The sequence below is a fragment of the Amycolatopsis mediterranei genome (genome assembly GCF_026017845.1).
Classification (GTDB): Bacteria; Actinomycetota; Actinomycetes; order Mycobacteriales; family Pseudonocardiaceae; genus Amycolatopsis; species Amycolatopsis mediterranei.
Map to the genome: position 1 here is coordinate 10,047,368 of NZ_CP100416.1, position 19,140 is coordinate 10,066,507.

Consider the following 19,140-nt stretch of genomic DNA (forward strand, 5'->3'; position numbering starts at 1 on the left):
GAGACCAGAATGCCGTCCGTTACCAGTTGTCACCGAAGGGGGGCCGTTTTGTCACTGATTTCACACCTGCGGAGACACGGCGTCACCGCCGCCTGACCGACTCCGGGTAACCTGGCCCTCGTGCGAAAAGCGGATGGTTTGTTCAAGCTCATCGGCCTCTGCCTGCTCGCGGGGGTGCTGGTCGCCGGCATGCTCTTCCCGGTCGTGGGGGCCGCCGGTGTCATGTCCAACCAGGCCAGCGAGACGGTGGAGAAGACCTCCTCCGATCTCGCGGACATCCCTCCGCCGCTGGTGACGACGGTCACCGACAGCACCGGCAAGCCGATCGCGACCCTGTACAGCCAGTACCGGCTGCCGATCAACGAGAACCAGATCAACGAGGCCATGAAGTGGGCCCTGGTCTCGGTCGAGGACAAGCGGTTCTACGAGCACCACGGCGTCGACTGGCAGGGCACGCTGCGCGCGGCCGTCAGCAACAGCACCGGCGCGGACACGCAGGGCGCCTCGTCGCTGACCCAGCAGCTCACCAAGAACTACCTGATCAACGTCGTCTACCGGAACGACCCGATCGGCCAGAAGAAGGCTCAGGAGCAGTCGATCTCCCGCAAGCTGAAGGAAGCGCGGATCGCGATCAACCTCGAGACGAAGCTGAGCAAGCAGCAGATCCTGGCCAACTACCTCAACATCGTCGAGTTCTCCCGGCAGATTTTCGGGATCGGCGCGGCGGCGCACGCGTACTTCGACACCACGCCGGAGAAGCTCACGGTGCCGCAGGCCGCGCTGCTGGCCGGCCTGGTGAACAACCCGATCAACAACGACCCGTGGAACCACCCGGACAAGGCCACCGCGCGCCGCAACCTGGTACTCGACCGGATGGTGGACAACAAGAAGCTGGCGAAGGCCGACGCGGACCGCTTCAAGGCCGAGCCGCTGGGCGTGGTGCCGGACAACCCGAAGAAGCCGCCGGCCAACTGCATCGGCGCGGGCCCGGAGGCGGGGTTCTTCTGCCAGTACGTCGAGGACTACCTCCTCAAGGCAGGCGGGATGACGAAGGACCAGCTCTACTCCGGCGGCTACACGATCAAGAGCACGCTGGACGAGCGCGCCAACCACGAGGCGAAGGTCTCGGCGGAGGCGCAGGTCAACAAGACCCAGCCGTACATCGCGAACACGTTGTCGCTGATCAAACCGGGCAAGGACCGGCACGAAGTGGTCGCCTTGGCGGCGAACCGGGACTACGGGCAGAACCAGGACGCGGGCCAGACGACGTACACGCTGCCCGCGGGGGTCTACAACACCGGTGGTGCCGGGTCGACGTTCAAGATCTTCACCACCGCCGCGGCGATGGACAAGGGGATCGCCGGGATCTACTCGCCGATCGACATCCCGGACACCTACGTGTCGCACGTGTACACCGGCGGCGCGAAGAGCTGCCCACCGACCGGACCGCCGCTGCGCTCCAACTGGTACTGCGTCGGGAACGCCGGCGACTACAGCAGGCTCGCCTCCGGTGCAACCATCCAGACGGCACTGGCGACCTCGCCGAACACCGCGTTCGTCGAACTCGAGGACCGGATCGGCAGCACCGGCCCGGCGATCGACATGGCGCACCGCCTCGGGCTGCGTGACACGATGGCCAGCAACGCGGCGGGTCGCACGCCCGACCCCAACTCGAACAAGGCCGAGCTGCGTGATCCCCAGTCCAAGTTCTACGGCCCACAGGGCCACATCGCCGGCCTGGGCTCGTTCACCCTCGGGGTGAGCCCGGTCAGCGGCCTGGAAATGGGCAACGTGGCCGCCACCATCCTGTCCGGCGGCGTCTGGTGCCCACCGACGCCGATCGCGGCGGTGACCGACCGCAACGGGCAGCCGGTGCAGATCAAGGAAGCACCGTGCGAGCAAGCGGTGCCGGAAGGCCTCGCGAACACGCTCGCGGTCGGGATGAGCAAGGACGACCAGCCGGGTGGCGGCACGTCGTTCCAGGCGGCGAACGCGGCGGGCTGGACGCGTCCGCTGATCGGCAAGACCGGAACCACGCAGGCGAACGTCTCGGCGGCGTTCGTCGGCGGTACCCCGCAGATCGCCGGTGCGGCGATGACGTTCAAGTTCGGCGGCGGCCAAGGCGGTATCTGCGACGCCGGCCCCGGCCGGGTCAGCCTGTGCCCCGGTGGCCGCGACGGCAACATCTTCGGTGGGCACGCTCCGGCCCGGACCTGGTTCGGTGCGGTGTCGAAGATCCTGGACGGCCAGCCGGAAGCGCCGCTGCCGCAGCCGGATCCGCAGTACATGGGCGGCCCCGGCCGCTAGGTTCACCCGGCGAAGCGGGGCGGGAGGGCGACCTCCCGCCCCGCTTCGGCGTTCAGCCGCCGGGCATGGTGGAGAGGATCTGCTCGTTCCACCAGTAGCAGAGCTGGTCCAGCTCGTCGGCGTTCGTCACCTTCGCCGACTTCAGCAGGCCCGCCAGCAGGTTCTGCTGGTCCGTCCACACGAGCATCGCCGGGTCGCCCAGGTAGCACGTCAGGTAGTCGCCCGGCACCGGATTGCGTTTCTCCGAGCGGTAGTAGGTGCCCCAGATCTTCGGCGCCTTCAACGGACGGCACGCACCCTGCGCGTCGTTGCGGGTCAGCCCCTGCGCCCTGACGATGCTCTGGAAGAACGCCTCCATCGCCCCCGCGTCGGGGAAGCGGAGGAACCGTGCGCCGGTCGGCTGCTTGAGCACCACGTTCCCCGACGCCACGTCCCCGACGTTCGAGTCCGCGCACTCCACCGCGGCCACCGCGCCCGCGTCCGGCTCCGCATCGGCGCAGGTGGCGTTTCCCTTGTACGCCGAGGGCAGGGCGTTGTACAGCTGGGTGTCGCGGGCCGGCTTCGATTCCGAAGTGGACGGTGGCGCCGACGTCTCCGGGGACGAATCCGCCGGCGGTGCGGAAGTCTCTTGGGTGGCCGGGGGGTTCGTCGCCGGTCCCGGTCCGGCCGTCGGCGTCGCCCTGTCCCGCGTCACGACGTACGTGATCACCAGCGCCACCACGACGATTCCCGCCAGTGCGGCGCACAGCGTGATCCACCGGTTCCGCGGCGACTTCGCGGGCAGCGGCGGCGGCACGACCGGCGCCCGGAACGGGGCGCTCGGCGGTCCGGTTCCGGTGAACGGTCCGGTCGGCGGACCCGGGCGCGGCGCCATCGGGACCGGCATCGGCCGCGGCGGGGTCATCGGCGCCGGGACGGACTGCCGCACCGGGCCCGGCAACGTCTTCTGCCACGTCGGCATGGGCGGCGCCGGCGCGGTCACCGCCGCGCGGACGGCGTCGGCGAACGCTCCCGCCGTCGGGTAGCGGTCGGCGGGGTGCTTCGCCATGCCGCGGGCCACCACGGCGTCCAGGGCCGGCGGCAGGCCCGGCCGCGCCTGGGAGAGCACCGGCGGCGGCGCGGTCAGGTGCGCGCCCATCTGCGCGGCCGCACCCTCGGCCGGGAACGGGCGGCGGCCGGTGAGGCACTCGAAGAACACGCAGGCCAGCGCGTAGACGTCGACGAGCCCGGTGATCGGGGCGTCGCCGAAGCGTTCCGGCGCCATGTAGTCGAGGGTGCCGATCACGTTGCCGGTGCCGGTGATCGACGTCCCTTCGGCGGTCATCGACCGGGCGATGCCGAAGTCCACGAGGTACACGAAGTCGGCGCTCGTGACGAGCACGTTCGACGGCTTGACGTCGCGGTGCACCAGGCCGTCCGCGTGGGCGGCGTCGAGCGCGCCCGCGACCTGGGCCACGATTCCGGCCGCCCGCGCGGGGTCGAGCGGCCCGTCGGCCAGGAGCTCCTTGAGGTCGCGGCCTTCGACGAGCCGCATGTCGAGGTAGAGGCGGCCGTCGATCTCGCCGTAGGCGTGGATCGGGATCACGTGCGGTTCCCGCAGCCGCGCGACGATCTGCGACTCGCGGCGGAAGCGCGCGCGGAAGGCTTCGTCGGTGACGAACGGCTCGGACAACAGCTTCAGCGCGACGACGCGGTCGTGGGCGGTGTCGTACGCGCGGTGCACCTCGCCCATGCCGCCGCGGCCCAGCAGGCCCTCGATCCGGTACGGCCCGAACTGCTCCATCGTTCTCCCCAAGCCCCCCGGCTCAAGACCCGTCGTCAGGCCGACGCAAATGCTAAGCGCGAGGTTCCCCGAAACGGCGGTGAAGTCACCCAACCGTTGAGCACGTATCCTGGAGTTCGTGAGCACGCTCAGTAACACACGCACGTCGGGGGCGACGGCCGCGCGCCTCGCCGCGGGGACGGTGGCGCTCGGCGCCGCGACCCTCGGTTACGCCGTCGGCATCGAACGGCGCCGCTGGACCCTCCGCACCGCCGAACTGCCGGTGCTGGCGCCCGGCGCCCGGCCGTTCACCGTCCTGCACGTCTCGGACCTGCACATGCTGCCCGGTCACCACAGCAAGCAGCGCTGGGTCGCCGCGCTCGACGAGCTGAACCCGGACCTGGTGGTCAACACCGGCGACAACCTGTCGCACCGGACGGCCGTTCCGTCGGTGCTGCGGGCGCTGGGGCCGCTGCTCGACCGGCCCGGGGTGTTCGTCTTCGGCAGCAACGACTACTACGCGCCCAAGCCGAAGAACCCGGCCCGCTACCTGATGCCGCGGGGCAAGAAGAAGCGCATCCACGGCGTCCAGCTGCCGTGGCGCGACCTGCGCGCGGCGTTCGTCGAGCACGGCTGGACCGACCTGACGCACGTCCGCCGCACGATCGACGTCGGCGGGCAGCGCGTGTTCGCGGCCGGCGTCGACGACCCCCACCTGCGCCGAGACCGCTACACCGACATCGCGGGCCCGGCCGACAGCGGCGCGGCCGTCCGCATCGGCGTGACGCACTCGCCGGAGCCGCGGGTGCTCGACACGTTCGCCACGGACGGTTACGACCTGGTCCTGGCGGGCCACACCCACGGCGGCCAGCTCCGGCTCCCGGGTTACGGCGCGATCGTCACCAACTGTGACCTGGATCGCAGCCGTGCGCGGGGCGCTTCGCGGTGGGGAGCGCACATGTGGCTGCACGTCTCGGCCGGGTTGGGGACGTCGCCGTGGGCCCCGGCCAGGTTCGCGTGCCCGCCGGAGGCGAGCCTGTTGACCCTGGTCCCGCGCGGTTCGGGGTCGTCGGACTCCCGTAAGTCGGCCCCCCGTAAAGCCCGCGACACCGTCCGCTAGACTTCTCCACGACCCGTTAAGCAGTACCTCGGGGTGTGGCGCAGCTTGGTAGCGTGCCTCGTTCGGGTCGAGGAGGTCGTGGGTTCGAATCCCGCCACCCCGACGAGAGCGCCGAGAGGGCCGGTGTGTTGGCGGAAAACGCCAACCGTGCCGGCCCTCTCGGTGTTTTTTGGGGTCGAACCCCAAACCCCGCCGGGCGGCTTCGCCCCCGGACCCCCGCGCCTCCCGGGCTATCGCGTGGCCGTCACCTCGACCCAGCACTGGCTGAAGTCGCCGTCGCCGCTGCGGACCCACGTCTGGGCCGAGCGGGCCGCACTTGCCAGCTGGTCGCGGTCGCGGCCGAACTGCGGGTCCGCCACCGCTTCACCCAGCCGGGACTCCACGTACTTCGCCAGCCCCCGGTACGTCATGTCCTCGCGGTAGCGGGCGCGCGAGACGATCTCGGTGAACCCCGCCGACGCGCAGTGGTCCGCGATCGTGCGGCCGGCGAACGGGTCGCCGCCCGCCCGGCGGCGCAGCAGGTAGTGCCCGCGCAGAGCGGCGTCGACGTTCGCCGTCTTGGGGCGCAGGCGGGCCTTGCTCCAGTCCGATGTGGACAACGCGAGCCGTCCGCCGGGGCGAAGCACCCGGTGCAGCTCCGCCAGCGCGTCCCGCGGGGCGGCCAGGTGCTCGAACAGCGCATGGGAAAACGCCACGTCCACGCTGCCGTCCGCGAACGGCAGGTCGTACGCCGACGCCACCAGGAAGTCCACTGTGGAGCGTCCGGCGCGGCGGGCTGCGTCCCGGGCCATCGCCACCTGGCCCGCGTCACGGTCGACGCCCGTCACCCGGGCCTCCGCGGCCAGGCCCAGGGTGATCGAGCCGGGGCCGCAGCCGAGGTCGACCACCCACATCCCCGGCCGGAACAGGGGCTGGGCGAACGTCGCGCGCTCCGCCGCCGTGCGCGCGGACATCATCGACACCGCGTCTCGCCCGTAGCCCGGCGCGTAACCCTCCAGCACCCCGCACACAGTACGGCCAGAAGGTGGCAGGATCGAGGGGTGAGCACGCAGTCAGCCAACCAATTCCCGCCCGCGGTGGTCCCGGACCGGCTGTTCGACGACGCCGAAGCCGAAGCCCGCTGGCGCGCCCGCTTCCACGCCCCGCGCATCTCCGTGCCCGAGTGGGCCCGCGACGCCCCCGAAGCCAACGTTTACGTCTCCAACGCCAGCGGTGTCTGGGAGGTCTACGCCTGGAACCGCGCGACGGACGAGCACCGCCGCGTCACCGACCGGCCCAACGGCACCCTGCAGTCCACGCCGTCCCCGGACGGCGAGTGGATCTGGTGGTTCGACGACACCGACGGCGACGAGTTCGGCTCCTGGGTCCGCGAGCCGTTCGCCGCGACCGAGGGCAGCAAGCCGGAGAAGGCCGTCCCGGACGTCCACGACGGCTACCAGGCCGGGCTCGAGATCGGCGCGAAGGTTGTCGCGGTCGGCGTCTCGACCGACGACGGCAGCGAGCTGTTCGCCCGGATCGGCGGCGAGACGCGCCGCTTCTACAGCCACCCGGACGACGCCGGCATCGCGTCCCTGTCCCGCGACGAAAGCCTGATCGCCATCTCGCACTCCGAGCACGGCGACTCGCGCCACCCCGCGCTGCGGGTGCTCGCGACCGACGGGTTCGGGACCGTCGCCGAAAAGTGGGACGGTGCGGGCAAGGCCCTCTCCGCCCTCGAATTCTCGCCACTGCCCGGCGACCAGCGGCTGCTGGTGCTGCACGAGCGCCGCGGTCGCGAGGAACTGCTCGTCTGGGACGTCCGGGCCGACACCGAAACCGAAATCGAACTGGACCTGCCCGGCGAGGTAGTCGCGGGCTGGTACCCGGATGCGCGAGCCCTGCTGGTCGTCCAATTCCACGAGGGCCGCAGTTCGTTGTACCGCTACGAACTCGACACGGCCGAATTGTCCTCATTGGACACCCCGGCCGGCCGGATCGGCGGGGCGGGCGTCCGCCCGGACGGCACGGTCGAGTACTCGTGGTCGAGCGCCGCCGAGCCGCCCGCGGTGCGGGCGCGGACCAGCGACGGGACCGACTCGATCCTGCTCGAACCGCCGGGTGAGCGGGCGCCGGGGTCGGAGCCGGTGACCCACGCGTTCGTCGAAGGCGTCGGCGGCCGGATCCACGCGCTCGTCTCGCGGCCTTCGGGCGCGCCGGACGGTCCGCTGCCCACGGTGTTCTCCCTGCACGGCGGCCCGCACGCGGCGGACGAGGACCGCTTCTCCGCCTACCGCGCGACCTGGCTCGACGCCGGGTTCGCCGTGGTCGAGGTCAACTACCGCGGCTCGACCGGCTACGGCTCGGCCTGGCGCGACGCCATCGAAGGCCGTCCCGGCCTGACCGAGCTGGAAGACGTCGCCGCGGTCCACGACTGGGCCATCCAAAGTGGACTCGCCGACCCGGCGAAGTGCGTCGTGAACGGCGCTTCGTGGGGCGGCTACCTGTCCCTGCTCGCGCTCGGCACGCAGCCGTCGCGGTGGGCGGCGGGTGTCGCCGGGGTGCCGGTGGCGGACTACGTCGCCGCGTACGAGGACGAGATGGAGCAGCTGCGCTCGTTCGACCGGGGAATCTTCGGCGGCTCGCCGGAGGACGTGCCCGCGGTGTACCGGGAGTGCTCGCCGATCACCTACGTCGACGCGGTCAAGGCGCCGGTGCTCGTGCTGGCCGGCGACAACGACCCGCGCTGCCCGATCCGCCAGATCGAGAACTACCTCGACCGGCTCGGCGGCCGTGACCTGCACCACGAGTTCTACCGCTACGACGCGGGCCACGGCTCGCTGGTGATCGCCGAGACGATCAAGCAGACCTCGATCGAGGTCCACTTCGCGCTGCGGGCCCTCGGCCTGCGCTGACACCCCGCCGGGAGGCCGGACCGGTCTCCCGGCGGGTCAGCGTTCGGAGTGCAGGACGCCGCCGGTCGCCCAGTGGTCGGCGCCGACCTCGACGAGCGTCACCTGCACGCCTTCGGGCTTGCCGCCGCAGGTGCGGATGAAGGCGTCGGTCAGCTCCCGGACCAGGGCGCTCTTCTGGGCCGGCGTGCGACCGGGGAACATGGCAACGCTGATCATCGGCATGGCGGCTCCTGCAGTTGGGTGACGCCCGGAAGCTAGCACCACGCCGGGATGGCAGCCGCGTACTGGGGTACGAGCCGCGCGCCCAGCGTCGCCTTCATCTCGGCCATCTTCTTCCCGAACACCATGGACGCGCGCCCGTTCTCGATCGCCCAGCGCACTGCTTCGCCGTAGAAGTGGAAGTACAGGTTGGGCCGGCCGCCGTCCTCCGGGGGCACTGCGCCCCAGTGCCGGGCGATCGGGACCGTCGGGTGGTCGAACAGGGTGGCCAAGGCGAGCAGCCGGCCGGTGCGCGTGTCGTGGTACTCGACCACCCGGACGTCGGGCTGGCGCAGCAGCGCCGTCAGGTAGCCGGTGAAGTGCGGCAGCGGCACGATCGGCACGTCGCGGTGCTTGTGTTCGTTGTGCCGGAGCACCTCCGCGATGGCGACCGGGTCGGCTTCCTTGCCCGGCACGCACCGCACCTCGACCGACGGATCGGCGTCGAAGGTGCGGAAGATCTTGCGCAGGTTCTGCTTCCGCTTCCGGGCCAGGGAGTTCATCCAGTCGTCGCGGGAGCCGAACGCCGAGACGTCGAGCACGGCGACGTCCTCGGTCCGCCGCACCAGCCGGAACCGGCCGGAGACGGCGGGCAGGCCCACCTCCCCGACCTGCCGCAGCAGCAGCCCGCCGAACCCCGGCCCGAGCGCGGCCCGCATCGCCGGGACGTACGTTTCGAGCAGCCGCCGCACGCCACCGTCGGCATCGTCCTCGGCGAACCACCAGCCGGGTTGCGAACTCGCGCCGGGCCCCCGGACGTCGAGACCGCCCACGCGGCCCCGGCCCGCACCCGCGAACCGGTTCCGCCGGGTGCGGCCGGTGACCCACGCGGCGCTGACCACCCCGCACGGCCGGTCCCCGTCCCGGAACACCGTGATCGGCTGCGGGGTCCGCGCCGCCCAGGCCTGCGTGACGAGCACCTCCCAGCTCCAGTCCGCCCGGAGCCCGGCTTGCTCGCGCAACACGGTCCAGTACCCGGGTTCCGGGTCGTGGCGCGGGTCGAGGACGTCGATCATCGGCCCAGCACCGGCCGGGGCACGGCCACCGAGAACAGGCTCCGCGCGCCGAAGCCCAACGCGGACTTCTCGGGCAGCATGGCCCGGCCCGCGGTCAGCTCCGGCCGGCGGGCGGCGATCATGTGCGCCACGCACTTCGCGTAGCAGTCGACATAGAGACCTTTCCGGCCACCGGCCGCGCTCGGCCGCGCCGCCCAGTGGTGGACCGCGCAGCCGCTCTCGTGGTCGATCATCGTGTTGAAGCCGAGCAGCCGCCCGGCGCCGTCGCGATAGGTGCGGGTCAGCACGTCCGGCCGCCGGACGAGCGCGTCGAGGTACCCGGACGCGATCGGGCTGCGGGTGTCCAGGTGCAGCCCGCCGACACGCGAGCGCTGGCCGCCCGCCCACGCGCGTTCGTCCTGCCGGGCGCGGTGGGCGTTGAGCAGCACCGCCAGCTCGTGCGGGTCGAGGTCGGTGCGCCCGAACGCCGCTTCGGTGGCGACGCCGGCGTGCAGGTACCGCCGGACCTCGGGGCTCAGCGACGACTCCCACTCGGCCGGCGTGGCGTACGTGTTGCGCAGCACGGCGGCCGGATCGATCTCCCGGCTGACCCGGCCGCGGCCCGCCAGCACCGGCACCAGCTCCGGGTTCATCGCCCGGTAGACCACCCCGAGCAGGCCGGCACCGACGTGCTGCCGCAGCGCCCGTTCGAACTCGCGGATCGCCTCGCGCCGCGAAGGCGCGTCGAGGTCATCGTCGAACACGCACGCCGGATAGCCGCTCAGCAGCGGGAGGTAGACCTCGGCCCAGCGCAGGGGGAACCGGCCACCGGACACCGGCGCGAACTCCCGCGAACCCCAGCCGCGGCATACCATCACCGACAGTGCGCCGACGACCCGGGCGCCCAGCCGGACGACCGCGAGCACCGGCGGGTTCTTCGCCAGCCACGCCTCGCGGCGCAGCAGCTCGTAATCCCACACCGGCGGCAGGGACCGGTTGCGGAACTCCGTCCAGCCGCCGGGCCGCGGGTCGATCCGCGGGTCGTGGATGTCCACTGCCGACGTCGTCACAGCGGGAGCGGTCATCGGCCCAGTACCGGCCTCGGTGCCGCGGCCGCGTAGAGCTTGCGCGGCAGGAAACCGAGCTCCCCCTTGAGCTCGTTCATGCCACGGCCCGCCGACAGTTCCTTCGCCCCGCGCTGCGCCATGAACCGCACCGCGCGGACGTAGGAGTCGAAGTACAGGCCCGAACCCCGGCCGCGCTCGTCCAGCGGCAGCGCCGCCCAATGCTGCATGCAGGGGCTGTCCGGGTGGTCGAGCAGGGTGTTCACCGCGAGCAGCCGGCCGCTGGGATCGGCGTAGGTGAGCGTGTGCACGTCCGGCCGCCGGACGAACCGGTGCAGGAAGCCGGCCGACGGGATCGTGCGCGTGTCCAGCGGCAGCTTCCCGTAACGCCCCCGGTGTTCCTTGATCAACGCGGCGACCTCGGCGGCGTCGACGTCGTCGCGGCCGGGCCCCCCACGCACCGTCAGCTCCGGGTCTTCGGCGATCCGGCGGCGCCGCCGTCGCAGACTGGAGCGCCGGGCACTCGGGAGCGTCTTGAGCCAGTCCTCTTCGGACTCGAACCGGTTCTCCAGCACGGCCGTGGGTTCCGCCGGCCGGACCAGACGGCCCCGGCCCGCCGCGTGCCCCGCGAACTCCCCGTCGATCGCGCGGTAGAGCACGCCGAGCAGGCCGGTCCCGAGGTGCCGCCGCAGCGCCCGTTCGAAGGCCCGTACCAGCGCGGCCCGATCACCGGCCGGGAAACCCGGCGCGAACACGATGCCCGGATAACCGCTCAGCCACGGCTGGTACACCTCGGCCCAGAACGGCCGCATCGACCGCCGTCCCGGCGCGGGCGCGAACCGCGGAGCCAGCCACGGGCGGCAAACCAGCACGGACATCCCGGCCACGACCTCGCCGCCGTCCGTCGCGACGACCACTTGCTGCGGGTTGCGCGCGCCCCACGCCTCGATGCCCATCAGCTCGTAGTCCCACACCGGGTGCAGCCGCGCGGTCCTGGAGAACTCGGCCCAGCCCGCGGGTGCCGGGTCCACGCGGGGATCGTGGAACTCGAACCTCATGTGAGGACGACCGGGGTGCCGTGGCGCGGGCAGGGGGCGATCTCGCCGCGCACCCCACCGGCCGGCAGGACGTCGACGAACCGGGGGGAATCCTGGCGCAGCAGGGTGAAGGCGAGGCCGCCGTCCGTCGGCCGCGCGTAGACGTGCGGCCAGTCGAGGTGCCACCGGCCGCAGTTCCCCAGTGCGCCGAGGTACCCGAGCACGGGGTCGTGCAGCACGCCGTAGGGACCGCTGTCCAGCGAGTCGAGTTCGCGGTGCGGCACCGCCTCGACGCGGTCGTCACCGGGGAACGCGGCGATGGCCTTGTCGTCACCGACCACGAGCACGCGGTGATCCCGGTGCAGGGTGGCCGTCAGCTCGCGAAGCACCGACGCGTTCGGCCCGTCCGGGTCCGCGACGCAGCCACGCACCCCCTTCGGCAGGTCGGCAGGCGGCCGCAAGTCGTCCGGTCCGAGCAGGACGACCAGGCTCCCGGGCCCGGGAGCCCGTGCCGTCCGCAGCACCCGGCCGAGACCGCGCACGGGATCGGGCCGAGGCGCGCCGCCGGCGAGCGGGACCAGGTCGACGAGCTTGTGCACGGCTTCCGCAAGGGGCGCCGCGCCACCGTTCGTCCCGGTGCGACCGGGCACGACGACCGGGTCCTCCCGGCCGTCGAGCGCCCAGCGCTCGCGGTAGAACGGCACGGTGGCGAACGCCGACCGCACCGCCCGCTTATAGGCGGCACGCCAAACCAAGGACACCCCCGGATTCCCCATGGCGCAGGAGTCTGAGCCATCCGATCGGGTTTGGGAAGCAACTTCACGGAAGAACAGACCGAATGCCCTAAAGTCGCGACTTCCTCCCTGGGCTGAAAGGAGGAATTCCCGCCGAGGCCGTCCCCAAACGGAAGCTTTTCTGCTTATAACTCGCAGGTCGCACAGACAGGCAAGCCGCCTTACCGGATCCACTGGGGGATTCATGAGTAGTAATACCACGTTCGGTGACCGAATGACCACGAGACCCGCCCGGCGCGCCAGGCGCCGGCGATGACCAGGACTTTCCCTGGACCAAACCACAGTGGACTCAGCGTAGTCATTCCGTGCTTCAACGAAGTCGAAAACCTGGAACCGTCCTATCGGGAAATAACCAACGAACTAGGCCACTATCCGCTGGAACTGTTTTACGTCGACGACGGGAGCAGTGACGGGTCACTGGAAGTGATCCGTTCACTGGCGGCAGGCGATCCGCGCGTGCGCTATTTGTCCTTTTCCCGCAACTTCGGGTTCGAGGCCGCCTTCTCGGCCGGTTACCGGTACGCGACGAAGCCGTGGATCCTGCACGTCGACGCCGACCAGCAGTTCCCCGCCGCCGAGGCGGAGAAGCTGATCGCGGCGGCCGAGCAGGGCAACGACGCGGTGTTCGGCGTCCGCACCAACCGCCAGGACCCGCGGCTGCGACGCTGGGGCACCGCCGCGTTCCACTTCCTCGGCCGGCGCGTGCTGCGCATCGAGATCCCGCCGGGGGCCACGGCGTTCCGGCTGGTCCGCGCCGAGCTGGCCCGGAAAATCGTCGACCTGCGGCTCGGCACGCCGTACTTCCTGGCCACGGTCCCCCGGCTGACCAGCCGGTACACCTGCGTCCAGGTGGCGCACCGGGCCCGGGAGCGCGGCGAGTCGAAGGTGGGCTTCGGCTTCCTGGCTTCGCACGCCATCGAGCTGTTCGTCGGCTTCACCAGAAGACTGACGACGGCGGCGTCCGTGACGGCCCTGATCGCCGGCGGGCTCGGGGTACTGGCCGCCGGCGCGGCCACCTTCGGGCTGCTCGGCGCGAGCGCCACGGCCGCGCTGCTGTTCGCGCTGCTCAGCGTGCTCCTGGTCGTCCTGTCGCTGACCGTGCGCTACCTCGTCGTGGTCGGCGCGGGGCAGCCGCGGCCCCGGCAGTTCTACGTCCGGGAAGCGAACGTCGTCGTGGACGCGGACGACCGGCTCTTCACCTCGGCGGACCCGGCGGGTCCCCGGCTCATCGATGTGCAACTGGGGAAAGGCGTTTCAGCGTGACGAGTTCGAACAACGACCCCGCGAGAACCCTGGTGATCCTGGGGGGCGCGGACGGTTCGGTCAGCACCTACGAGCGCGCGCGGGAACTGGGGTTCCGCACGCTTTGTGTCGACGTCCGGCCCGGTGCGCCGGCGGTGGCGTACGCGGATGAGTTCCTGCAGGTCAGCGTCCGCGCACCGGAGCAGATCGCGGCCGCGCTCGACGGCCGCGGTGACCTCGCCGGCGTGCTGAGCCCGGCCAGCGACGTCGGGCTGCCCGCACTGGCGTGGCTGACCCGGCACTGGGGCATGCCGGACCCGCTGCCCGTGGCCGCGGTCGAAGCGTCGACCGACAAGTCCGTGTTCCGCGCCCTCTGCGATGACCTCGGCCTGCCGGGCTACCGCAGCGTCAGCGGCCGCCCCGGGCCGGAACTGGTCAACGCGGCCCAGCAGCTGCGGTTCCCCGCCCTGGTCAAGCCGGTCGACTCCTCCGGCAGCCGCGGGGTCGTCTCCTGCCCCGGTCCGGGCCGGTTGACCGCGGCGTTCACCGAGTCGCTCGCGTTCTCCCCCTCCGGACGGCTGGTCGTCGAGGAACACCTCGACGGCTCCCACTTCACGATCGAGGCGCTGGTCGTCGGCGGCCGGATCGTCTTCCACGCCGTCACCGAACGAACGCTCACCCCGCCGCCGTTCTTCGTGACGTCGTCGCACCTGCTGCCCGCCGAGCTGCCGGCGGACGCCGAACTCCAGCTGGTCGAGGCCCTCGACCTGATCTGCACGGAGCTCGGCTACCGGAGCGGGCCGCTCACGCTGGACGCCGTGCTGGGCCGGGACGGGCGGCTGTACCTCGTCGAGATGGGCGCGCGCATGGGCGGGAACGGCCTCGCGGAAGCGATCGCGCAGTGCCACGGCGCCGACCTGATCGCCGCCGCGATCGCCACCGCGACCGGCGACGAGGTGCGGCTGGAGCTGCACGAACCGAAGCCGACGCTGGTGCACGTCCTCGCCTCCGACCGCGGCGGGCACCTGTCCCGGGTGGACGGTGCCGAGGAGGTGCGCGCCATGCCCGGAGTGGTCGGGCTCCACCTGTTCGCCGACGAGGGTTCGTTCATCCGGCCGTACGAGCAGGCGGGGCACAAGCTGGGTTACGTCGTGCTCACCGCCGGCTCGGTGCCCGAGCTGCTCACCGCGGAGAACGCCGTGCGCGGCACGCTGAAGTTCCTGCTCCACGAGCAGGACATGGCGGTACCGCTGCCGTGACCGGCTCCTCCTCGGTCACCGCCGCGCCGGCCGTGGCGCCGCCGCGGCCGGCGGTGGTGCTGCGGCTGCTCGCCGGCCGGGGCGCGTTCCGGCTGTCGGTCCAGCTGATGGGGCTCGTCCTGATCACCGCGTGGGGCGCCGGCGACTACGGGCGGTTCGCCACCGCGCTCGGCCTGGTGACCTGGCTGAACTTCATCCCGGGCGCGGCGGAGAAGTCCGCGCTCAAGGCCCTCCCGCGGCTGCGGCTGACCCGGGACGCGGTCGCCGCGCTCGCGGTCCGGCTCGCCGCGGTGCCGGTGCTGGTGGTGCTGGCCGCCACGGCCGTCGCCCTCGTGGTGGCACCGCGGTCGGACGCGGCGCTGTACCTGACGGCGGCGGCCTGGTCGATCTCCGGCGGGCTGCTCATGACCGTGTCCGGTCTGCACCGGCTGCGCGGGAAGTCCACTTTGGACGCGGTGGCGTTCACCGCCGGTTCGGCCGTGGTCGCCGCCGTCACCGGCGTGACGTGGGCGGTGCGGTGGCCGCCCGGGGCGCACCTGGCGATGCTGCTGGGCGGTCTCCTGGTGATCCTCGGGGTTTCGGCCGCCCTGCTGCCCCGGCCGTGGCTGCGCGGCGGGGGGCTGCCCGGGCACCGGCTGCTGCCCGCGTTCGGGCGCAGCACGGTCCTGCTCGGCCTGACCGAAGTGCTCGACGTGCTCGCGACGTCGGTGGTGTTCGGCGTGTTCGCGCTGTCCGGGCGGACCACCGAAAGCGGCCCGTTCTACCTGGCCCTGCTGGTTTCGAGCGCGTTCTGCTCGCTGCTGTTCTACCAGCTGAGGGTGCACCAGCCGACGGCGTCGTGGCGGATGCGCGGTACCGGCGCGGCGGCAGGCCGGGCCCGCGCGGCCGAGCTGCTGAAGCTGGTCGAGCGCGGCGGGATCGCGTTCGCGGTGCTGCTGGCCGCCGGTCTCGCCGTGCCGTCGGCACGGGCGTTGCTCACGGCCGGCGGCTACGTCGTGCTCGGGGTGCTCGTGCTCGTCGAGACGGCGTTGTACGCGACCGGGATCTACGCGAGCTTCCTCGTCGAAAACACCAACAGCAAGGTGCTGACGCTGACGTCGGGCACCGCCGTCGTCTCACTGGCCGCGACCACCCTCGCCGCGGCCCTGCTCGTCCCGCCACTCGGGCCGGTGGGCGGGTTCGCCGCGCTCGTCCTCGCACTCACCGTCAAGGCCGCCGTCCTGCGGCGCCTGATCCGCCGTCACTGATGTCAGCACAAGGGGAGAAGGAAGTCATGTACGTTCTGGGCATCAGCAGGGTCCACGACTCGGCCGCAGCGCTCGTGCGCGACGGCGAGATCATCGCCTTCGCCGAAGAGGAACGCTTCACCCGCGTCAAGCACGACGGCGGCTTCCCCGCCGAGGCCATCAAGTTCTGCCTCGACCGCGGCGGGATCACCCTCGCCGACGTCGACCACGTCGCCTACTACTGGCAGCGCTGGAAGGAAGGCATCCACGCGGCCAAGGTGTTCGCGCGGTACTTCCCGGGCACCCTGGACGTCTTCCGCAACGACAACGGCGACGAGGGCGGCAAGTCGGCGGGGATGGTGGACACGTTCAAGACCGGCGGTGGCCCGGGCAGCGACGACTACCACGTCGGCGGCGCGGTCCTGGCGCACATCAAGCGGTCCTACACCCTCGCGCAGGACGTCAAGGACGCCGCGGGGTGGACCGGCCCTGCGAAGTTCAAGACGCACCTGGTCGACCACCACCGCGCGCACGCGGCCAGCGGCTACTTCATCTCGCCGTGGGACGAGTCGGCCGTGCTCACGTTCGACGGCATCGGCAGCGACGGCACGGCCACGTACCTCGCGCACGGTCGCGGCGACCGGATCGCCGACCTGCGGCGCATCAAGTTCCCGCACTCCCTCGGCGCGATGTACGCCGGCGTCACCGGTTACCTCGGCTTCTACCCGACTCGCGACGAGGGCAAGATCATGGGACTCGCGCCACTGGGCGAGGACACCTACGTCGATGCGTTCAAGCAGCTGATCCACCTCGACGACGACGGCGGCTTCGAGCTCGACCTGAGCTGGTTCGGCCACCACCGGACCGGCAAGCACGTGATGGCGAAGAAGTTCACCGACACCTTCGGCCCGGCGCGGCCGAAGACCCGGGTGACGGCGGAGAACCCGGTGCCGCAGCACTACTGCGACGTCGCCTACGCCCTCCAGGTGACGCTGGAGGAAGCCGGCCTGCACCTCGCGCGGTGGCTCCAGCGCGAGACCGGCTCGAAGCGGCTGTGCGTGGCCGGCGGCGTCGCGCTGAACAGCGTCATGAACGGCCGGATCCTGCTGGAGACGCCGTTCGAGGACTTCTTCGCCCAGCCCGCGGCCGCCGACGACGGCTGCGCGCTCGGGGCCGCGCTCGAGGTCTCGGTCGGCAAGTACCACCGCCCCCGGCCGCGAGACGGCTACACCTACACCGGTCCGGACTACACCGAGGCCGAGATGGAACTGGCGTTGCAGGACGCCGGAGTCCAGTACACCCGCGTCGCCGACATCGCCGCGCACACGGCCGCGAAGGTGGCGGAGGGGCGCATCGTCGGCTGGGTGCAGGGCCGGATGGAGTGCGGCCCGCGGGCGCTCGGCAACCGCTCCCTCGTCGCCGACCCGCGCGACCCCGAATCGAAGACCCGGATGAACGAGAAGGTCAAGCACCGCGAGGCGTTCCGCCCGTTCGCGCCGTCGTGCCTGGCCGAACGCGCGGGCGAGTACTTCGTCAGCGGCTACCCGTCGCCGGTGATGCTGCTGGTGTTCGACGTCCTGCCGGACAAGCGCGCCGAGGTCCCCGCGATCACCCACGTCGACGGGACCGCGCGGGTGCAGACCGTCAGCCGGGAGGACAATCCGCTGTACTACCGGATGATCAGCGAGTTCGAGAAGCTCACCGGCGTGCCGATGGTGGTCAACACGTCGTTCAACGACAACAACGAGCCGATCGTCGCCAGCCCGCAGGACGCCATCGCCTGCTACCTGAAGACCGACGTCGACGCGCTGGCCCTCGGCCCGTTCTGGGTCGAGAAGCCGCAGCTGGAGGAAGAATGACGACGACCTCGGCACCAGCCCCGGTCACTCCCGGCCGGGGCTGGGTCGGCGCGCTGTACCGGCAACGGCGGTGGCTGTGGCTGGTCGCCGCCGTCCCGGCCGTGGTCACCGCGTTGCTGATCATGGTGGTGCTGCCGCCGGACCAGACGCTGGACAACGTCGGCGACTGGGCGTTCAAGCTGTGCCCGTTCGTCTTCGCCGTGCTGACCGTGTCGCTGTTCCCGCGCGGCAAGTTCGGGCCCGCGCTGATCGTGTTCGCCGTGTTCGGCTACATGTCCTACTTGGACACCGAACTGGTGATGCGCGTCCAGCAGTTCGCCCGCGAAGCGCCCACGAACGACGACGCGTTCCAGCCGGTGTACCAGTTCGAGCTGTTCGTGACGACGTTCATCGTGCTGTTCGCGCTGCTGGCCTACCGCCTCGGCGGCGGCCGGACGGCGAACGTGCTCAAGGTGGGTGTCGCGTCGATCCTGGTGGTCATCTCCGGCGTCAACGACCTGACGTTCTGGGCGCTCAACGACGTCTGGTCGGCCGGCACGAAGCCGGCCGAGCTGAAGTGGGCGTCGCACATGATCGTGTTCCTCGGCGGGCCGCCCAGCGTCCCGGCCGCGGTCGCGTTCATGGCCGTGCACCTGGTGCTGGCCGCGGTCGTGGTCGCGCTGCCGGTCGGGCGGTGGGTGACGGTCAGAGTCCGCGGTTCGCAGCCTGCAGCTTCGTGACGGCGGCCGCGTCGCCCTCGAAGTCCAGGGTGACGGCGTCGCGGCCGAACACGAACAGCAGCAGGTCGACGGGGTCGCCGACCACGGTGACCGGGTCCGGCCCGGTCTTCACGGCGGCCTCGCGGCCGTCTTTCGTGCGCAAGGTGACGCCGACCGGCGACTTGCGGAGGTTGAGCTTCGCCGCCTGCGTCGCCGAGCGCCAGGCGGCGGCGTCCCGGGTGGGGTCGGCGGGCCGCGGTTCCCAGCCCTCCTGCGCGCGCCGGACGTCCTCGTGGTGGACGAGGAACTCGGCGGCGTTGGTCAGCTCGTCGAGCGGGCCGATCGCGGTGGGCCAGAACTTCGACGGGCCCTTCCGCACCTGCTCGACCAGGCTCGCCCACGGTTTCGCGGCGTACCGGTCCTGGACTTTCTTGGTGTGCCCGGCGAGGGCGGGCACGAGAATGCCGGGAGCGGCGTCCGGCCGGTGCTCGCGCACGACCAGGTGCGCGGCGAGATCCCGCGTGGTCCACCCCTCGCACAGCGTCGGCGCGTCCGGCCCGAGGTCTTCGAAGAGGGCGCTCAGCGCCCGGCGTTCGTCAGCAGCGACACCCATGACGTCGACGCTACC

16 protein-coding genes and 1 tRNA gene are annotated in these 19,140 nt (G+C 71.7%); 9 read left to right on the top strand and 8 right to left on the bottom strand.

What is annotated here, in order from left to right; all coding sequences use genetic code 11:
* Positions 1 to 120 precede the first annotated feature (120 nt).
* Positions 121 to 2,307: a transglycosylase domain-containing protein gene (locus ISP_RS45705; protein ID WP_230468640.1), complete on the top strand. Its 2,187-nt coding sequence runs from the start codon at positions 121 to 123 to the stop codon at positions 2,305 to 2,307.
* Between the two features lie 52 nt (positions 2,308 to 2,359).
* Here the strand turns inward: ISP_RS45705 and ISP_RS45710 are convergent, their stop codons facing one another.
* Positions 2,360 to 4,090, bottom strand: coding sequence for a serine/threonine-protein kinase (locus ISP_RS45710; RefSeq protein ID WP_013230569.1), 1,731 nt, complete (start codon positions 4,088 to 4,090; stop codon positions 2,360 to 2,362).
* Positions 4,091 to 4,208: 118 nt separating this feature from the next.
* Here ISP_RS45710 and ISP_RS45715 point away from each other — a divergent pair, with 118 nt between their 5' ends.
* Positions 4,209 to 5,189, top strand: a complete 981-nt coding sequence (locus ISP_RS45715; protein ID WP_014467832.1) for a metallophosphoesterase — start codon at positions 4,209 to 4,211, stop codon at positions 5,187 to 5,189.
* A 29-nt stretch (positions 5,190 to 5,218) separates the two neighbouring features.
* Positions 5,219 to 5,292 (top strand) — tRNA-Pro (locus ISP_RS45720).
* Positions 5,293 to 5,419: 127 nt separating this feature from the next.
* Here ISP_RS45720 and ISP_RS45725 read toward each other — a convergent pair.
* Positions 5,420 to 6,190 carry a methyltransferase domain-containing protein gene (locus ISP_RS45725; protein ID WP_013230571.1) on the bottom strand — a complete coding sequence of 257 codons (771 nt, stop codon included), beginning with the start codon at positions 6,188 to 6,190 and terminating at the stop codon, positions 5,420 to 5,422.
* A 39-nt stretch (positions 6,191 to 6,229) separates the two neighbouring features.
* Between ISP_RS45725 and ISP_RS45730 the strand changes: the two genes are divergently transcribed.
* Complete coding sequence (locus tag ISP_RS45730) at positions 6,230 to 8,080, top strand: S9 family peptidase (RefSeq protein WP_013230572.1); 1,851 nt, start codon at positions 6,230 to 6,232, stop codon at positions 8,078 to 8,080.
* A 36-nt stretch (positions 8,081 to 8,116) separates the two neighbouring features.
* Here ISP_RS45730 and ISP_RS45735 read toward each other — a convergent pair whose 3' ends face one another.
* The 5 genes from ISP_RS45735 to ISP_RS45755 are packed head-to-tail and all read right to left on the bottom strand — an operon-like array spanning position 8,117 to position 12,159.
* Complete coding sequence (locus tag ISP_RS45735; RefSeq protein WP_013230573.1) at positions 8,117 to 8,302, bottom strand: tautomerase family protein; 186 nt, start codon at positions 8,300 to 8,302, stop codon at positions 8,117 to 8,119.
* Positions 8,303 to 8,334: 32 nt separating this feature from the next.
* The gene (locus ISP_RS45740) at positions 8,335 to 9,354 is read right to left on the bottom strand and encodes a GNAT family N-acetyltransferase (protein ID WP_013230574.1); all 1,020 of its coding nucleotides are present in this window, start codon (positions 9,352 to 9,354) and stop codon (positions 8,335 to 8,337) included.
* Positions 9,351 to 10,418, bottom strand: a complete 1,068-nt coding sequence (locus tag ISP_RS45745) for a hypothetical protein (protein ID WP_034285519.1) — start codon at positions 10,416 to 10,418, stop codon at positions 9,351 to 9,353. Before ISP_RS45745 ends, ISP_RS45740 begins: the two co-directional genes overlap by 4 nt.
* The gene (locus tag ISP_RS45750; RefSeq protein ID WP_013230576.1) at positions 10,415 to 11,455 is read right to left on the bottom strand and encodes a GNAT family N-acetyltransferase; all 1,041 of its coding nucleotides are present in this window, start codon (positions 11,453 to 11,455) and stop codon (positions 10,415 to 10,417) included. The genes ISP_RS45745 and ISP_RS45750 overlap by 4 nt, the downstream gene beginning before the upstream one ends.
* Positions 11,452 to 12,159: a hypothetical protein gene (locus tag ISP_RS45755; protein WP_013230577.1), complete on the bottom strand. Its 708-nt coding sequence runs from the start codon at positions 12,157 to 12,159 to the stop codon at positions 11,452 to 11,454. The genes ISP_RS45750 and ISP_RS45755 overlap by 4 nt, the downstream gene beginning before the upstream one ends.
* Positions 12,160 to 12,480: 321 nt before the next feature.
* Here ISP_RS45755 and ISP_RS45760 point away from each other — a divergent pair, with 321 nt between their 5' ends.
* The 5 genes from ISP_RS45760 to ISP_RS45780 are packed head-to-tail and all read left to right on the top strand — an operon-like array spanning position 12,481 to position 18,533.
* Positions 12,481 to 13,491, top strand: a complete 1,011-nt coding sequence (locus ISP_RS45760; protein WP_034285517.1) for a glycosyltransferase family 2 protein — start codon at positions 12,481 to 12,483, stop codon at positions 13,489 to 13,491.
* Positions 13,488 to 14,729, top strand: coding sequence for an ATP-grasp domain-containing protein (locus ISP_RS45765; protein ID WP_013230579.1), 1,242 nt, complete (start codon positions 13,488 to 13,490; stop codon positions 14,727 to 14,729). The genes ISP_RS45760 and ISP_RS45765 overlap by 4 nt, the downstream gene beginning before the upstream one ends.
* Entirely contained in the window at positions 14,726 to 15,976 is a 1,251-nt protein-coding gene (locus tag ISP_RS45770) for a hypothetical protein (protein ID WP_013230580.1), read from the top strand. The genes ISP_RS45765 and ISP_RS45770 overlap by 4 nt, the downstream gene beginning before the upstream one ends.
* Positions 15,977 to 16,002: 26 nt before the next feature.
* Positions 16,003 to 17,814, top strand: a complete 1,812-nt coding sequence (locus ISP_RS45775; RefSeq protein ID WP_013230581.1) for a carbamoyltransferase family protein — start codon at positions 16,003 to 16,005, stop codon at positions 17,812 to 17,814.
* Positions 17,811 to 18,533, top strand: a complete 723-nt coding sequence (locus tag ISP_RS45780; protein WP_013230582.1) for a hypothetical protein — start codon at positions 17,811 to 17,813, stop codon at positions 18,531 to 18,533. Before ISP_RS45775 ends, ISP_RS45780 begins: the two co-directional genes overlap by 4 nt.
* On the opposite strand, the gene ISP_RS45785 is transcribed toward ISP_RS45780, so the two are convergent.
* Positions 18,499 to 19,125 carry a TIGR03085 family metal-binding protein gene (locus tag ISP_RS45785; protein ID WP_013230583.1) on the bottom strand — a complete coding sequence of 209 codons (627 nt, stop codon included), beginning with the start codon at positions 19,123 to 19,125 and terminating at the stop codon, positions 18,499 to 18,501. The two genes, ISP_RS45780 and ISP_RS45785, sit on opposite strands and share 35 nt — an antisense overlap.
* Positions 19,126 to 19,140: the final 15 nt, after the last annotated feature.

Excerpts from the sequence above, each read along its gene's own strand:
- ISP_RS45710 (WP_013230569.1), bottom strand. The coding sequence starts at position 4,090 with ATGGAGCAGTTCGGGCCGTACCGGATCGAGGGCCTGCTGGGCCGCGGC.
- ISP_RS45735 (WP_013230573.1), bottom strand. The coding sequence starts at position 8,302 with ATGCCGATGATCAGCGTTGCCATGTTCCCCGGTCGCACGCCGGCCCAG.
- ISP_RS45740 (WP_013230574.1), bottom strand. The coding sequence starts at position 9,354 with ATGATCGACGTCCTCGACCCGCGCCACGACCCGGAACCCGGGTACTGG.
- ISP_RS45745 (WP_034285519.1), bottom strand. The coding sequence starts at position 10,418 with ATGACCGCTCCCGCTGTGACGACGTCGGCAGTGGACATCCACGACCCG.
- ISP_RS45750 (WP_013230576.1), bottom strand. The coding sequence starts at position 11,455 with ATGAGGTTCGAGTTCCACGATCCCCGCGTGGACCCGGCACCCGCGGGC.
- ISP_RS45760 (WP_034285517.1), top strand. The coding sequence starts at position 12,481 with ATGACCAGGACTTTCCCTGGACCAAACCACAGTGGACTCAGCGTAGTC.
- ISP_RS45775 (WP_013230581.1), top strand. The coding sequence starts at position 16,003 with ATGTACGTTCTGGGCATCAGCAGGGTCCACGACTCGGCCGCAGCGCTC.
- ISP_RS45780 (WP_013230582.1), top strand. The coding sequence starts at position 17,811 with ATGACGACGACCTCGGCACCAGCCCCGGTCACTCCCGGCCGGGGCTGG.
- ISP_RS45785 (WP_013230583.1), bottom strand. The coding sequence starts at position 19,125 with ATGGGTGTCGCTGCTGACGAACGCCGGGCGCTGAGCGCCCTCTTCGAA.